The organism is Ramlibacter pallidus (assembly GCF_015070875.1).
Classification (GTDB): Bacteria; Pseudomonadota; Gammaproteobacteria; order Burkholderiales; family Burkholderiaceae_C; genus Ramlibacter; species Ramlibacter pallidus.
The window spans coordinates 668,719-682,575 of sequence record NZ_JADDIV010000003.1 but is presented as its reverse complement, the minus strand read 5'-3'; the positions used below and the strand labels follow the sequence as shown (position 1 = coordinate 682,575).

The window sequence follows — 13,857 nt, the reverse complement described above, 5'->3', positions numbered from 1 at the left end:
GCGGGCCGGGCGGGCGCGCCCTAGACTCCTGCGAAAGTGGAAGACGGCATCCTGCACCTCGACGAAGCCAGTGCCCGGCAGCTGGTCCTGGTCCGTGCCATCGAGGATGCCGATCCCCAAGGCAAGCTGCTGAGCGCCGTGGAGCGCGAGCAGCTGGAACGCGAGGCGCTGGCCTCCAGCCACCCCACCGCCAACGGCGGCATCGACTTCGCGCGGTACCTGCAGCAGCGCGCCCGCCGCATGCTCGCGGCGGTCGAGAACCGCAACCCGCGCATCGCGGCCCTGCAAGACCCCGATCCCTGGCGAGGCTGGGTGCTGGCCGCTCTTCCCGTCGCCGCGTGCCTGCTCGGCGCCGCCATCGACCGCATCGACAACCCGCAGCAAGTCAACATGCTGTCGCCGCCCCTGCTGGGGGTGCTCGCCTGGAACCTCGCCGTCTACGTCCTGCTGCTCGTGGGCACCCTGGTGCCCACCCGGTGGGGGACGCGCGCGCCACTGGCCGCCGCCCAGCGCTGGATGGCCGGGATCCCGGGCCATGGTCGCCGCACCGGCCGCCTGCGCACCGACGTCCTCGCCCGCTTCCATGGGCACTGGACGCAGGTTGCCGGTGCGCAGGAGGCCCTGTGGTGGAAGCAACTGCTGCACCTGAGCGCGGCGGGCTGGGCGCTGGGGCTGGCGTTCTCCATCGTGCTCGGGGGCGTCGTGCGCGAGTACCGCGTCGGCTGGGAAAGCACGCTGCTGGACCTGGGGCAGGTGCATGCCTTCCTCTCCGTCCTGTTCGCGCCCGTGGTCCTGCTGCTGCCGTTCGAGGCCTTCTCGGCCGCCGACCTGCAGCGCATGGCGTTCCGCTCCGGTGCGGCCGTCGCCGCCGGCGAGGCGGCGCGCTGGGTGTGGATGTACGTCGCGCTGCTGGCGCTGGTGGTCGTCCTGCCGCGGGTCCTGCTGGCGGCGTGGTCCGCATGGCGGAGGCGCCGGCTCGCGCGTGCCGTGCGCATCGACCTGCGCGATGCGTACTACGTGCAGGTGCTCGCGCGCGTGAGCCCGGCGCGCATCACGCTGGGCATGGTGGGGGAGGGCCCCGCGAGGGATGTGCTGCTGCGCCTGCTGCACGAGGTGGCGGACCATCCGCGGCCGCGGGACGGCAGCGCGTGGACCGTTCTCGCGACCGCCAAGGGGGACGTGCTGCGCCTGTTCCAGGTGCCGCCGGGATTCCACCCCCCTGCACCAGCCGTCACGGCGCAGGCGGGCGGACCGGGGGCGGCCCAGGCCTGGCTGCAGGACCTGCTCGGGCGCTTCCGCGCCGCGCCGCGGCCGCAGGAGCGCGACGCGGTGCAGTCCACGCTGGCCGAGACCGACCTGATGCTCCTGCTGCCCGCATCGATCGGCGACCTCCAGGCGTCGGCGCGGCTGCTCCACTGGGTGGCGCAGCCGACCCTGGTGCTGGCGCCGGGGGACGAGGAGCACCACCGTTCGGCCGCGCAGCGCCTCGCCCTGGCGGCGGACGTGTTGCCGCTGGCGGACTGCACGGCGCACTGGATGCGCGACGCACGCCTGCTCGAGGCGGTGGCGGCGCGGCTGCCGCCCAGCAAGCGCGCGGGCTTCGAGCGGCTGTCCGCCACGTGGAGCGACCGCCATGCCGTGCGCTTCGGCGAGGCCATGCGGCTGCTGGCGGCGGAGCTGGTGCGCGCCGCGCGCGATGTGGAGGAGGTCGGGAGCAGCGCCGTGGGACTGCGCCACCTGGTGAACGCCGCCGAGCGCGACGCGGCGCAGCGCGCGCGGGACGGCGCCCGCGTCGCCTTGCTGCAGCGGCTGCGCGACGGCGAGGCGGCGGTGGTGGCCGAGCTCGTGCAGCTGCACCGCAGCGGCACGCCGGTGGCGCCGCTGCCCGCGGCGCGCGTGCAGGGCGGCTTCGAGGAGCAGCAGGTGGTGGACACGCCGCAAGCCGGCATGGCGGGCGCCGCGACGGGCGCGGCCATGGGCGCGGGAATCGACCTGATCACCGGCGGGCTGACCCTCGGCGCCGCCACCGCGCTGGGCGCCATGATCGGCGGCGGGGCGGCCTATGTCGCGGCCGCCTGGAAGAACCGCAGCACCCCGTCCGGGCAGCCGCTGGTGCAGCTCGGTGACGAGCTGCTGGAAACGGTGACCGAGAACCTGCTGCTGGCCTACCTGTCCGTCGCGCACCGCCGCGTCCCCGAGGGCGATGCGCAGGGGCCCGCCGCGTGGCGCAGCGAAGTGGTCGCGTCGGTGGCGGCGCGCCGTAACGAACTCGCCGCCACCTGGCAGCAGGCGCGGCAGGCGGCCGATCCCGCGGCCTCCGTGGCGGCGGTGGCGCGCGAGCTCGAGGCGGTCGCGCGCGGACTGCTCGCGCGGCTCTAGGCCGCGGCTTTCGCCTCCGCGGCCAGGCGCAGCAGTTCTTCGACCGCGGGCAGTTCCGCCGGTTTCGTCAGGTGGCGGTCGAACCCCGCATCGCGCGCGCGCTGCCGGTCGTCCTGGGTGCCCCATCCGGTCAGCGCCACCAGCATCGTCTTCTGCATGCCCGGCAGCATGCGCAGCCGCTTGGCCACGTCGTAGCCGGTCATGTCCGGGAGCCCGATGTCCAGGAACACCACGTCGAGCGGGTGCGACTGCGCCACCTGCAAGGCGGCGGCGCCGGTGTGCGCGATGTGCGCCGCGTGGCCCTCGATGTCGAGGAGCACCCCCAGGCTCTCGGCTGCGTCCGTGTTGTCGTCCACCACCAGCACTTGCAGCTGGCCCGGCTTGCCTGCCGCTTGCGCGGCGTTCGTTTCCGTCGTCATCTCGTCTCCCTTCGCCAGCGGCAAACGCACGGTGAACGTGCTGCCCTGGCCGATCCCGGCACTCGAGGCCGACACACTGCCGCCGTGCATCGCCACCAGGCTCTGCACCAGCGACAACCCGATGCCCAGCCCGCCCTGCGGCTTGCCGGTGCTGTTGGGAACCTGCGCGAACATTTCGAACACCTTCGACAGCGCGTCCGGGGCGAGGCCGATGCCCGTGTCGGTCACCGTCAGGACGGCTTCGCCGTCGTGCACCGCGACACGCAGGTCGATCCGGCCGGCTTCCGGCGTGTACTTTGCCGCGTTGTTCAGCAGGTTGCTCACCACCTGCGTGATGCGGGTCGGGTCGGCATCCATGGGCAGCGGCTGCGCCGGCAGCTCCACGTGCAGCTTGTGCCCGCCGGCGTCGATCAGCGAGGCGCTGGTCTCGACGGCCGTGGCGACGGCTTCCTTGAGGTCCATCCGCCGGCGCCGCAGTTCGACCTTGCCGGTGCTGATGCGCGCCACGTCCAGCAGGTCGTCGACCAGGTGCACCATGTGCTGCACCTGGCGCTCCATCATCTGGCGGGTGCGCTCCAGCATCTCGGGCTTGCCGCCCGCGAGCCGCATCAGGTGCAGCCCGTTGGAAAGCGGCGCCAGCGGGTTGCGCAGTTCGTGCGCGAGCGTCGCCAGGAACTCCGTCTTGCGCCGGTTGGCCTGCGCCAGTTCCTCGTTGAGCCGGCGCATGTCGTTCTCGGCGGTGAGGCGCTGGGTGATGTCCGAGAACACCAGGGCCAGCAGGTCGCTGCCGTCCGGGCCCAGCCGCAAGGCATAGACGTCGAACCAGCGGTGCATCGCCTTTTCCTCTTCGACGAAGCGGGTGGCCTCGCCGGTGCGCGCGACCCGGTCGTAGATGTCGAGCCACCGCCCCTGGCTCTCCGGCACGAGGTCGCTGATGTTGCGGCCCACGGGGTCCTGCACGCCGGTGTGCATGCTGAAGGCCTCGTTGGCTTCGTCGATCCGGTAGTCGCGCACCTTGCCGCTCGCGTCCCGCAGCAGCTGGATCACGCAGAAGCCTTCGTCGATGGATTCGAACAGGGCCCGGTAGCGCGCGTCCTTGGCTTCCAGCCGCTGCTCGAAGTCGCGGCGGTCGCGCGCGCGCAGTTCTTCCTTGCTGCGATACAGCTCGACGAACACGCCGACCTTGGCCTTCAGCACTTCGCTGCGCAGCGGCTTGGCCAGGAAATCGACGGCGCCGAGGGCGTAAGCCGACATCATGGCTTCGTCGGGGTCGTCGCCGGCGGTGACGAAGAGGATGGGCGTGAAGCGCGAGCGCGGGCGGGCGCGGATCTCGCGCGCCACTTCGAAGCCGTCCATGCCCGGCATGCGCACGTCCAGCAGCACCGCGGCGAAGTCCTGCCGCTCCAGGGCGGCCAGCGCCTGCGGGCCGGAAACCGCGCGCACCATGTTCACCCCGAGGGTGTCCAGTGCCGCCTCGAGCGCGAGGAGGTTGGCGGGCTTGTCGTCCACGAGCAGGACGCTGGCAACGATGGGCGAATGTGGCACGGACTGGAATGGCCCCGAACAAGGTGCGGGGCAGCCGGAGTCTAAGGCTTCGCCAGCGGCCGGAGGTTGCTGCGGATCAGGTGGAGGACCTGTCCCACGCCGGCGCCGGAAAGCGTGCCGCCCGCCGCAGGGCGCCGTCCTACGCGGCCGGCGTCGCGAGCAGGCGCGCCAATGAAAAAGGGCCGGCAAGCCGGCCCTTTCACCCGAAGAGGGGAGCTTAGTTGCTCTGGCCCTTCTTCTCGTCGGCGGTGGTCACGTCGATCTTCGGCACCGACAGCGTTTCCTTCTCGGTGTACACGCCGACCTTCGGGACGTCCACTTCCTTCTTTTCCGTCGTGACGTTCACGTCGGGCGTGGTCACGTCGTACTTCGGCAGGGTCACGTCGCCTTCCTTGCTCTTGGAGACTTCGTACTTCGGGACGTCGACGTTGCCGTCGGCGGTCTTCTGCACGTCGCAGCCCACCAGGGCGAAGGAGGCGGCGGTGATGCCGGCGAGGATGAAAGCGGTTTGACGCATGGCTAGACTCCCTTTGGGTTGTTGATGCGTGCATTGTGGGAGCCGCCGCAAAGCCCGGCTGTAAGACCCGGGCTGCAAGCACCGTCCGCCGTCCGCCCCCGGCCGGGCTTCGCCCCAGCCTACGCGCCGAGGGCCTGGCCCGACAGCACCTCGGTCAGTTTCGCGTGGACCACCGCAGGGTCCGCCGGCTTGACCAGGTGCGCGACGATGCCGGCCGCGGCCGAGCGCTCCCGGTCCTGCAACGCGCCGTAGCCGCTGAGCGCCAGCACCGGGAGGTCCTTGGACAGCGCGTGCCCGATGTCGATGCCGCTGCCGTCGGGCAACCCGAGATCGGTGAGGACGGCGTCGAACTCCTGTTCCCGCGCGGCCTGCAGCGCGTCGGCGCACGTGGCCGCGTGGTGCACGAGGTAGCCGTACTCCTCCAGGCACAGCGCGAGCGCCTGGGCCGCATCGACGTTGTCCTCCACCAGCAGCAGGCGCTTGCGGGCGGCGTCCGCGGCGGGAGCCTCGATGCGCGCCGGCTCGGCGGCGGGCCCTTCCTGCGCGAGCGGCAGGGCGAGCGTGAACGTGCAACCCTGGTCGCGCCCCGCACTGTTCGCGGCGATGCGGCCACCGTGCTGCTGCACCAGGCCCTGCGCGATGGCCAGGCCGAGGCCCAGGCCGCCGTAGCTGCGCGCCACGTCGGCATCGGCCTGCTCGAACGGGCTGAAGATGCGCGGCAGCGCTTCCTGCGAGATCCCGATGCCGGAGTCGCTGCAGCTCCAGGTGAACTCGCCGCCTTCGTCCGTGCTGCGGATCAGGATGCGCCCGCCCTCGGGCGTGAACTTCACGGCGTTGCGGAGGATGTTCCACAGCACCTGCTGCAGGCGCGCCTGGTCACCGTCCACGTAGGGGTGGCGCGCATCCAGGTCCAGCTCCAGCGTCACCCGCTTCTGTTCCAGGCTCTCGGCCACCATCGAGAGGACCGCCGCCGTGAGCTGGTGCATGTCGACGCGCTCGCGGTGCAGGCTCACCTTGCCGGCGCCGATCGCGGTGAGGTCCAGCAGATCGTCGATCAGACGCGCTTCCAGCGCCACGTTGCGGCGGATCATGGGCAACAGGTCGCGGTGCCGGTCGTCCAGGCGGGCCGTCTTCTCCAGCACGTGCACCGCCGTGGTGATGGGGGCGAGCGGCGTCCGGAGTTCGTGCGAGAGCACGGCCAGGAAGCGGTCTTTCGCGCGATTGGCGCGGTCCGCCTCGTCCTTCGCGGCGCGCAGCGCTTCGGCCGCCAGGTGGTCCTCGGTCCCGTCGTGCACCACCTTGCAGTAGCCGCCGGGACGTCCGTCCTCCGACTCGAGAGCCGTCAGCACGCCTTCCGCCCAGAGCCGGCGTCCGCCGCGGGCGACCAGCCACCGGTTGTCGCTGGCCTTGCCCTGCAGCCGCGCCCGCCGCATCTCCTCGCGCAGCGCCGCCTCCGGCTGGTCGTCCGCCGGGAAGATCACGGCGGCGGAGCGACCCACCACCTCCGCGGTCTCGTAGCCGAAGACGTCCCGCGCGGCGCGGTTCCAGGAGCGCACCAGGCCTTCCTCGTCGAGCAGGATCACCGCATAGTCGTGCAGGGCGTCGACGACCCGCGCGAACGTGAGGTCCGCCTGCCGCAGCTGCCGCTCCGCCAGCTCGCGCCCGCGCCGGTCGTCCACTTCGCGCAGCGCCCGGCGCAGGACCGGGGCCAGGCGGGCCAGCCGCGACTTGCTCACGTAGTCGGTGGCACCGCGCTTGAGCAGTTCCACGGCATTGTCCTCGCCGATCACGCCGGAGACGAACACGAAGGGAACGCCGGGCGCGATCTGGTTGCGGTGTTCCAGCAGGTCGGCGCCCGTGAACCCCGGCAACTCGTAGTCGGACAGCACCAGGTCCCAGGGACCTCCGCGCAGCGCGGCCAGGAACCCCGTTTCGTCGCGCTCGACGTGCAGTGCGACGTTGGGATAGGCGCGCTCCAGCTGCACCCGCAGCAGCTCCTCGTCCAGCCGCGAATCCTCGACGAGCAGGGCGCGCAGGGGCCGCGCGTCGGCCTCCGCCAGCTCAGTCATGCCTGCGCCTCGTGCGCAGGGAGCCCGGCGGCGGTTCGTTCAGCACGGCCCAGAAGATGCCCAGGTCGGCGATGGCCTCGACGAACTGCTTGAACTCCACGGGCTTGACCACGTAGGCGTTCACGCCCAGCTGGTAGCTGCGCAGCACGTCGGTCTCCTCGTGCGAGGAGGTGAGCATCACCACCGGCACGCTGCGCAGCGGTTCGGTGGCGCGGACGGTCTGCAGGACCTCGAGGCCGTTCACCTTCGGCAGCTTCAGGTCCAGCAGCACCACGGCGGGATTGCCCTCGGCGCGCGAGGCGTACTCGCCCGTGCGCGTCAGGTATTCGAGGGCGGCTTCGCCGTCCCGCACGATGATGACCTCGTTGGCCAGCTGGCTGCGCTCCAGCGCGACCAGGGTGAGTTCGAGGTCGCGCGGGTCGTCTTCGACCAGCAGGATGGGCTTGAGCATCAGGAAGACTCCTCTGAGCGTGTGCCGGTGACGGCGTCGTTGTTCTTGGGGGCGGGCGGCGGCAGCACGAAGCCGAAGGTCGCGCCCTTGTCGGGCTCGCCGCGGGCCCAGACGGTGCCGCCATGGCGTTCGACGATCCGTTTCACGTTGGCCAGGCCGATGCCCGTGCCGTCGAAGTCTTCCGTGCGGTGCAGCCGCTGGAACACGCCGAACAGCTTGCCGACGTACTTCATCGGGAAACCGACGCCATTGTCGGTGACCTCCAGGCCCACGCCCTCCGGCAGTTGCACCGGCGTGACGCGGATGCGGGCGGGGTCGCGGCCGCGCGTGTACTTCGCGGCGTTCCCGAGCAGGTTGCGCAAGGCCACCTGCAGCAGCAGCGGGTCGGCCCAGAGCCGTGGCAGTCCCGGTTCCACGTGCCATTCGATCGACCGGCCCCGTTCCTGCTGCCGCGTCTCGTCGACCAGGTCCTCCACCAGCGCGGAGGCATCGATCCATCCCGGCTTGAGGCCGGAGCGCCCGAGCCGCGAGAAGTCGAGCAAGGCGTCGACCAGCTGGCCCGCGTACGAGGCGGCGTCCTTCACGTGACGCAGGTAGCGGCGCGCGCGGTCGTCCAGCTTGTCGCGGTTGTCCTCCATCACCAGGTCGACGTAGCCGGCGATGTGGCGCATGGGCGCACGCAGGTCGTGCGAGACGGTGTAGCTGAAGGCCTCGAGCTCCTTGTTCACGCGCCCGAGTTCGATGGCGTGGCCCGCAAGTTCCTCCGCCCGGCGCAGCACGAGCGACAGCAGGGCCTGCCGCAGTTCGCCGACCGCGGCCTGCTGCGCCGGTTGCCAGGGCGCGCTGCGGCCGCGGACGCGTTCCTGCCAGCTGTCGAAGCTCTGGCGGGGGTGGATGCGCCCCTGCGCCGGCAGCGTCTTGCGCGGATCGCCCGCCCACCGGATGGTCTGCACCAGTTCGGGCCGGAACCAGAGCACGACGTGCCGGTGCACCTGGGAGATCGAGACGGCCAGCACGCCGGCGCACGCGGGCAGCAGGGCCTCGCCCTCGGCGTAGACCTCCGGCAGGCGGTCGGTGCAGAACACGTCGCCGCCGCGCGCCGCGACCCAGTGCGCCAACTGGCGCACGTGGTCCGCGTGCGGCGTCTGGCCGATCGTCCAGCACGTGTCGTTCAGGACCACCGCCGCGCCGGCCGCCTCGCACAGCTGGGGCAGGTCGAGTTCGGGCGAGGCCAGGCGCTGCAGGGTACCGTCGGATTCCGCCATCAGCGCCACCACCGTCAGCACGCGCTGGTGCAGGGCGAGGCGCTGGGCGCTTTCCGAGTTGTCCTCCTGCGCCTGGATCTGCAGGGACAGCAGGCGCCCGAGGTGTTCGCAGGCGACGCGGGTCTGGAAGGACAGGTGCCGCGCCTCGTGGTTGTGGCAGGAGATCAGGCCCCACAGGCGGCCGCGCGAGACGATGGACACCGACATCGATGCGGCCGTGCCCATGTTGCGCATGTACTCGAGGTGCACGGGCGAGACGCTGCGCAGCCCGGCGAAGGTGAGGTCGGTCGCCGCCGGCGCGAACCCGGAGTCGGCCGCCACCAGCGGCACGGGTTCGTAGTTGGCGTCCGGGATCAGGCGGATGTGGTTGACGAGGTACAGGGCCCGCGCCTGCGCCGGCACGTCGGTCGCCGGGAAGCGGTGGCCGTCGTAGGAGTGGTAGCCCTCGTCGAGGCGCTCCGCCAGCACTTCACCATGGCCGTCGCCGTCGAAGCGGTAGACCAGGCAGCGGCCGAATCCCGTGAGGCGCTTCATCTCGCGGGCGACCAGCTGGCACAGCGCCACGACCGATTCCGCCTGCTGCACCTGCGGCAGGAGGTCGCGCGCCACCGTGTAGATCGGGGCGTGCATGCTGGCCGCCGGGCCGCCGGGCTCGTATTCCACGATGGCCAACTCGCCTTGCCGGTGCGCCGCGACGTCGTAGGTGCGGCCGTCGAGGGGCAGGGTGCCGATCCAGGCGGGCCCGCTGCCGGCCTGCAGCCGCCCGGTGTCGATGGGCAGCGTGGACAGCGCCTGGTGCACGGCTTCCTGGGTGGGCCAATTGGCGCTGTGCGCGAGCAGCCGGCCGCTGTTTGCCGCGAGGATGGCCATGCGGCCATGCGGCTGGATCGCGCCGGGCACACGGATCGGCTCCGTCGCGCACTGCGAGAGGTCAGGCAGCGGAAGTGCGCTCATGCAGTGCGGCCTCGAGGAGGAGGGTCAGGGAGTCGAACGTACCGCGGGCGCCGTCGCAGGCGTGGTCCAGCGCGACGGGGTCGGAGAGCTCGGATTCGAGCAGGGCGCGCGCGTCGCGCCACAGTCCGGCCGTCGCTTCGCCCCAGCCATGGAAGTAGGCCGCGCCCGTGTGCGGGCCGAGGCCGGCGGCCGCCAGGCTGCGGGTGATCACCTGCCCGCCGAGCGCCGAGCCTTCCATGACGTACACGGAGCCCCAGGCGGCCGCGGGGCTCGCGAAGGCAGGCAGTGCCGCGATCGCGGGCAGGGCGGCGATGCCGAGGACCCGGAGGTCGTGCTGCAGGAAGCGCAGGCGCGAACGCGCCTGCAGCCATTCACGCCGGCCGGGCAGCGCCGCCTGGACGGCGGGCTCCCAGGCGCGCAGGAAGGCGTCGAACACCTGCAGCACCGTGGCGTAATGCTCGCGGTCCTGCAGGAGGGTGAGGTTGACCAGCCGGTCGATCCGGTCGTGGTGCTCGCGGGTTGCGGTCCGCAGCGCGGACAAGGGGCCAGGGGAGGCGGGGCGTGGGTGGACGGAAGGAGACTTCAAGTTCGGGACACGGTTCAGGCTGGGCGCAAGCGCCATCCTGCGATCGTGTCATCTGCCGGCCCGGCGGTTTGTAGGACGCCGCCTCGCGCGCGTCCCGAACGGGGACTGCAGAACATGTGAAGGTTACGCACATCCCCAGACGAACGCCGTGCGGCGCGCCCGGTCCCTTCCGTGCGCGTGGCCGATGGCGCGCTGGCTTGCCGGCGCCAGCACGAAGGCCGAAGGCTCCAGCGCATACACGAGGGCGCGTCGCCCTGCCGTGCCTTCGAAGCTTTCGCCGGGGTGCAGCACCACGTCGCGCGGATCGTGGTCGATCGTCACCCACAGGCACCCGGCAGTACAGAGGATGCGGGCCGACGCGGCGTCGGGAAGTTCGAACAGCTGCCTCGGCGGCAGCGAAACGGTGGGACCCTGGACCATGGCGTGCTCCTTCGCATGCGGTGTGGGAATCAATATACTGGCCGCCCGACCACTGGGAGAACGGTGAATTTGCATGCCTCGGATGCATTTCGCGAATGCGAATGGGCAGGAGCTGCCCCGTTCCCGCCAGCTGCGGCTGGACCTGCTCCACACCTTCGAGGCGGCAGCGCGGCACCTGAGCTTCACGCAGGCCGGCGCGGAGCTGTCGCTGTCGCAGTCCGCGGTCAGCCGCCAGGTGCAGCAGTTGGAGGAGAGCGTGGGTGCGGCGCTGTTCGAGCGGCGCCACCGCGCGCTGTTCCTCACCGAGGCGGGCAGGATCCTGCAGCGCGCCGTCGAAGACAGCCTGGAGCGGCTGCGCGACGCGGCGGCCCGGGTCCGCAGCACGGGGACCCGGCGGCCGCTCACCGTGACGTGCACGCCGGGCTTCGCTTCCTTCTGGCTCATCCCGCGCCTGGCCCACTTCACCGCCGTCCACCCCGACGTGGACGTGCGCATCGCGGCCACGCTGGAGATCGTCGACCTGCAGCGCAGCGACGTCGACCTGGCGGTACGCTTCGTCCCCAGCGCGCAGGGCGAGGGCCCGATGCTGTTCGAGGAACAGGTGCAACCGATGTGCGCGCCGCGACTCCTGCGCGACCCCGGGCGGCCCCTGGCCACGCCGGCCGACCTGGAGCACCACACCCTGCTGACGATCGAGCACGATGCACCTCTGCCGGATTGGGAGCCGTGGTTGCGGCTCATGGGGTTGCCGGCGCCGCGCATGACGCGCACCTTGCGCTTCCTGCGTTACTCCGAGGCGGTGGAAGCGGCCGTCGCCGGCCATGGGGTGGTGATCGGGCGCCTGCCCCTGCTCGCCGACCTGGTGCGGGCGAAGAAGCTGGTGGCCCCGTTCCGCGGCGCGGCGGCGTCCAGCCGCGGCTATTTCGTGACCTTGTCGCCGCAGGCCGCGGACGACGCGAATGCGCGCGCCTTCGCGGACTGGCTGGTGGCCCAGGCCCGTTCCGAACAGCCCCGCACGCGCGCCCGGGCCTGAGGCGCTCAGCGCGCCAGGGGCGCGGCCGGGTTCGCCGCCATGCGTTCGCTGCTGGCGGCGCTCCAACCCTGGCCGGCCAGGTAGCGCGCGGTCTGCACCTCGTCCGCCGCGAAGCCGCTGGGCCATTGCGCGACCACGTTGCCTTCCGCGTCCATCTGCAGGCGCGGCACCGTCGGGTCACCCGGGCCGCTCACGTCCGGGCGCGGCAGGGCGCCGGGCATCACGTCGGGCACGCTCCATCCGGACGCGGTGTCGAAGCGGCTGAAGCGCAGGCTGTGGATGCTGCCCACCGTGTGTCGCCACACCGCCATGGCGCTGCCGCGGCCATTGCCGGCGACCTGGGGATCGCTCGCCACGCCGTAGATCTCTTCCAGCGCCTGCGGCGGGGTCCATCCGCCGTCGCGCGTCCATCCTGACGCCACGACATGGCCTTCCTGCACCCACACGGCCAGCGCTCCCTCTTCGGCCGAGCGCACGGCCTGGGCCTGCACCCCCGCCGGGACGGGCGCGGGCGGAATCGGTTGGCCGCGCCCGTCCGTGAGCACCTGTCCTTCGGGCGTGCGGGCCTGCCCGGGCGCGTAACCGCCCAGGACCGCCGTGTTGTTGACGCCGGCGCTCTTCGGCAGCTCGTCGCCGCAGCCCGAGAGGGCCACCATGGCAGCCAGCACGAGCACGCCCCGGTACCGCATGGGGGACCTCCGGCCGGTCAACCGCTCTTGCGGCGCGTGGCCGGTTTCGCGGTCGCGCGTGCCGTGGCCGGTGTCTTGCGCGCGGCCGCCTTGCGCACCGGTTCGGCCTCGTCGTTGGCGGCCGTCTCGCGGCGCGGCGCCTTCTTCGCCGCCGCGGACGCCGGGGCCGGTGCCGCATTGCCCTTCAGGCTCTTGCGCAGCAGTTCGGTGAGGTCGATGACCTCGGCCGTGGGCTGGACGTCCTCGCCCGGCAGGGGCGTGACGGCGCGCAGCCCGCCTTCCTTCGCCTTGCGTTCGACGAGCGCCATCAGCTTCTCGCGGAATTCGTCATGGAACAGGTCGGGCTGCCAGTCGGCGGCCATCGCGTCGACCAGTTGCTCCGCCATCTTCAGTTCGGCGGCGCTGACCTTCACGTCCTCACCCGGCCAGGCCAGGCCGGCGGTGTCCCGCACTTCGTCGGCCCAGCGCAGGAGGTTCAGCACGAGGCCCTTGCCGTGCGGCAGCAGCATCGCCAGGTGCTGCTTGGTCGAGATCACCACGCGCGCGATGGCGACCTTGCCGGTGCGCTCCAGCGTCTCGCGCAGCAGGGTGAAAGGCTTCTGCCCACCCTTGCCGCCGGGGCTGACGTAGTAGGGCTTGTGGAAGTAGACGCTGGGGACCTGCTCGCGCTCGACGAAGGACTCAATGTCGATGGTCTGCGTGGAGCGGGGCAGGGCGTCCTTGATCTCGTCCGGCGAGAGCACCACGTACTGGTCCTTCTCGACCTCGAAGCCCTTGACGATCTCCTCCTTGGCCGCGGCTTCACCGGTCGCCTTGTTCACCTGCTGGTTGCCGACGCGCGTCATCGTGGACTTGTCCAGCAGGTTGAACTTCATGCGGTTCTCCGCGGTCGCGGAGTGCAGCGTCACGGGGATGTGCACCAGGCCGAAGCTGATGGCGCCCTTCCACAGGGTACGGGAACTGGTCGGTGCGGGCATGCGGATTCCTTTGGCAGCCCAGCCACGGTAGGCGAGCCGCTGCGGGCAAGCTGTAGGACGGCACGGGAAATGGCTGCAGGGCGCGCCGTCAGGGGCAATACACGGTGCCGCCCTGCGCGGTGCACGGGCCCTGGGGACCGGCGATGGCGGGCGGCACGTGGCGCAGCCGCGGCCCATCGGGTGTCCAGCAGCCGCCGGCGTCGCACAGGGCCGGCGAAGGTGCGCGCTCGATGGCCACGGGAGGAGGCGGCAGCCTGGGCGCGGGCGGCGGCGCGGCAGCCTGCGGCGGCTCGATGCGCGGTGCGGGCACGGCCACCGGGGGCTGCGCGATGCGTGCCGGACGGGTGGACCTCTCCGACGTGCCCAGGCATGCCGCCGCGGCCGCGGCGCGCGCGCTTTCCACGCCGGCGGCGTTCGCGTTCCCGCGCGCCGCCTGCAGGGTGTCCAGCGCGGCGGCGCAGGCCGGCGACTTCAGCGGATCGTCGTCCTGGGCGAAGGCCAGCATGGCGCACGCGGCCAGCAGCAGCGGCGCGGCCCGCTTCATGGGGCGCTT

12 protein-coding genes are annotated in these 13,857 nt (G+C 72.0%); 2 read left to right on the top strand and 10 right to left on the bottom strand.

Translation table 11 applies throughout. The features are described from left to right. Positions 1-36 precede the first annotated feature (36 nt). Positions 37-2,379 (top strand): DUF3482 domain-containing protein, encoded by a 2,343-nt coding sequence (locus IM787_RS12445; RefSeq protein WP_193676955.1) that lies wholly within the window; start codon positions 37-39, stop codon positions 2,377-2,379. Here IM787_RS12445 and IM787_RS12440 read toward each other — a convergent pair. The 7 genes from IM787_RS12440 to IM787_RS12410 all read right to left on the bottom strand — a co-directional run bounded on the left by IM787_RS12440 (position 2,376) and on the right by IM787_RS12410 (position 10,605). Next, the gene (locus tag IM787_RS12440) at positions 2,376-4,343 is read right to left on the bottom strand and encodes a response regulator (protein ID WP_193676954.1); all 1,968 of its coding nucleotides are present in this window, start codon (positions 4,341-4,343) and stop codon (positions 2,376-2,378) included. The two genes, IM787_RS12445 and IM787_RS12440, sit on opposite strands and share 4 nt — an antisense overlap. A gap of 217 nt (positions 4,344-4,560) precedes the next feature. Next, positions 4,561-4,860, bottom strand: a complete 300-nt coding sequence (locus IM787_RS12435; RefSeq protein ID WP_193676953.1) for a hypothetical protein — start codon at positions 4,858-4,860, stop codon at positions 4,561-4,563. Positions 4,861-4,979: 119 nt separating this feature from the next. Beyond that, the gene (locus IM787_RS12430; protein WP_193676952.1) at positions 4,980-6,929 is read right to left on the bottom strand and encodes a hybrid sensor histidine kinase/response regulator; all 1,950 of its coding nucleotides are present in this window, start codon (positions 6,927-6,929) and stop codon (positions 4,980-4,982) included. Further along, a complete protein-coding gene (locus IM787_RS12425; RefSeq protein WP_193676951.1) occupies positions 6,922-7,380 on the bottom strand; it encodes a response regulator in 459 nt (152 codons plus the stop codon). Before IM787_RS12425 ends, IM787_RS12430 begins: the two co-directional genes overlap by 8 nt. Then, positions 7,380-9,599 carry an ATP-binding protein gene (locus IM787_RS12420; RefSeq protein WP_193676950.1) on the bottom strand — a complete coding sequence of 740 codons (2,220 nt, stop codon included), beginning with the start codon at positions 9,597-9,599 and terminating at the stop codon, positions 7,380-7,382. Before IM787_RS12420 ends, IM787_RS12425 begins: the two co-directional genes overlap by 1 nt. Continuing rightward, complete coding sequence (locus IM787_RS12415; RefSeq protein WP_193676949.1) at positions 9,577-10,140, bottom strand: biliverdin-producing heme oxygenase; 564 nt, start codon at positions 10,138-10,140, stop codon at positions 9,577-9,579. Before IM787_RS12415 ends, IM787_RS12420 begins: the two co-directional genes overlap by 23 nt. A gap of 168 nt (positions 10,141-10,308) precedes the next feature. Then, on the bottom strand, positions 10,309-10,605 hold the full coding sequence (locus IM787_RS12410) for a DUF2917 domain-containing protein (protein ID WP_193676948.1): 297 nt from the start codon (positions 10,603-10,605) through the stop codon (positions 10,309-10,311). Between the two features lie 82 nt (positions 10,606-10,687). Between IM787_RS12410 and IM787_RS12405 the strand changes: the two genes are divergently transcribed. After that, complete coding sequence (locus IM787_RS12405; protein WP_193676947.1) at positions 10,688-11,638, top strand: LysR substrate-binding domain-containing protein; 951 nt, start codon at positions 10,688-10,690, stop codon at positions 11,636-11,638. 5 nt (positions 11,639-11,643) lie between these two features. On the opposite strand, the gene IM787_RS12400 is transcribed toward IM787_RS12405, so the two are convergent. From IM787_RS12400 to IM787_RS12390, 3 genes are all read right to left on the bottom strand, one after another. Continuing rightward, the gene (locus IM787_RS12400; protein WP_193676946.1) at positions 11,644-12,327 is read right to left on the bottom strand and encodes a hypothetical protein; all 684 of its coding nucleotides are present in this window, start codon (positions 12,325-12,327) and stop codon (positions 11,644-11,646) included. Between the two features lie 17 nt (positions 12,328-12,344). Beyond that, a complete protein-coding gene (gene ku, locus IM787_RS12395) occupies positions 12,345-13,304 on the bottom strand; it encodes a non-homologous end joining protein Ku (protein WP_193676945.1) in 960 nt (319 codons plus the stop codon). Between the two features lie 88 nt (positions 13,305-13,392). After that, positions 13,393-13,848, bottom strand: coding sequence for a hypothetical protein (locus tag IM787_RS12390; RefSeq protein ID WP_193676944.1), 456 nt, complete (start codon positions 13,846-13,848; stop codon positions 13,393-13,395). Positions 13,849-13,857 lie beyond the last annotated feature (9 nt).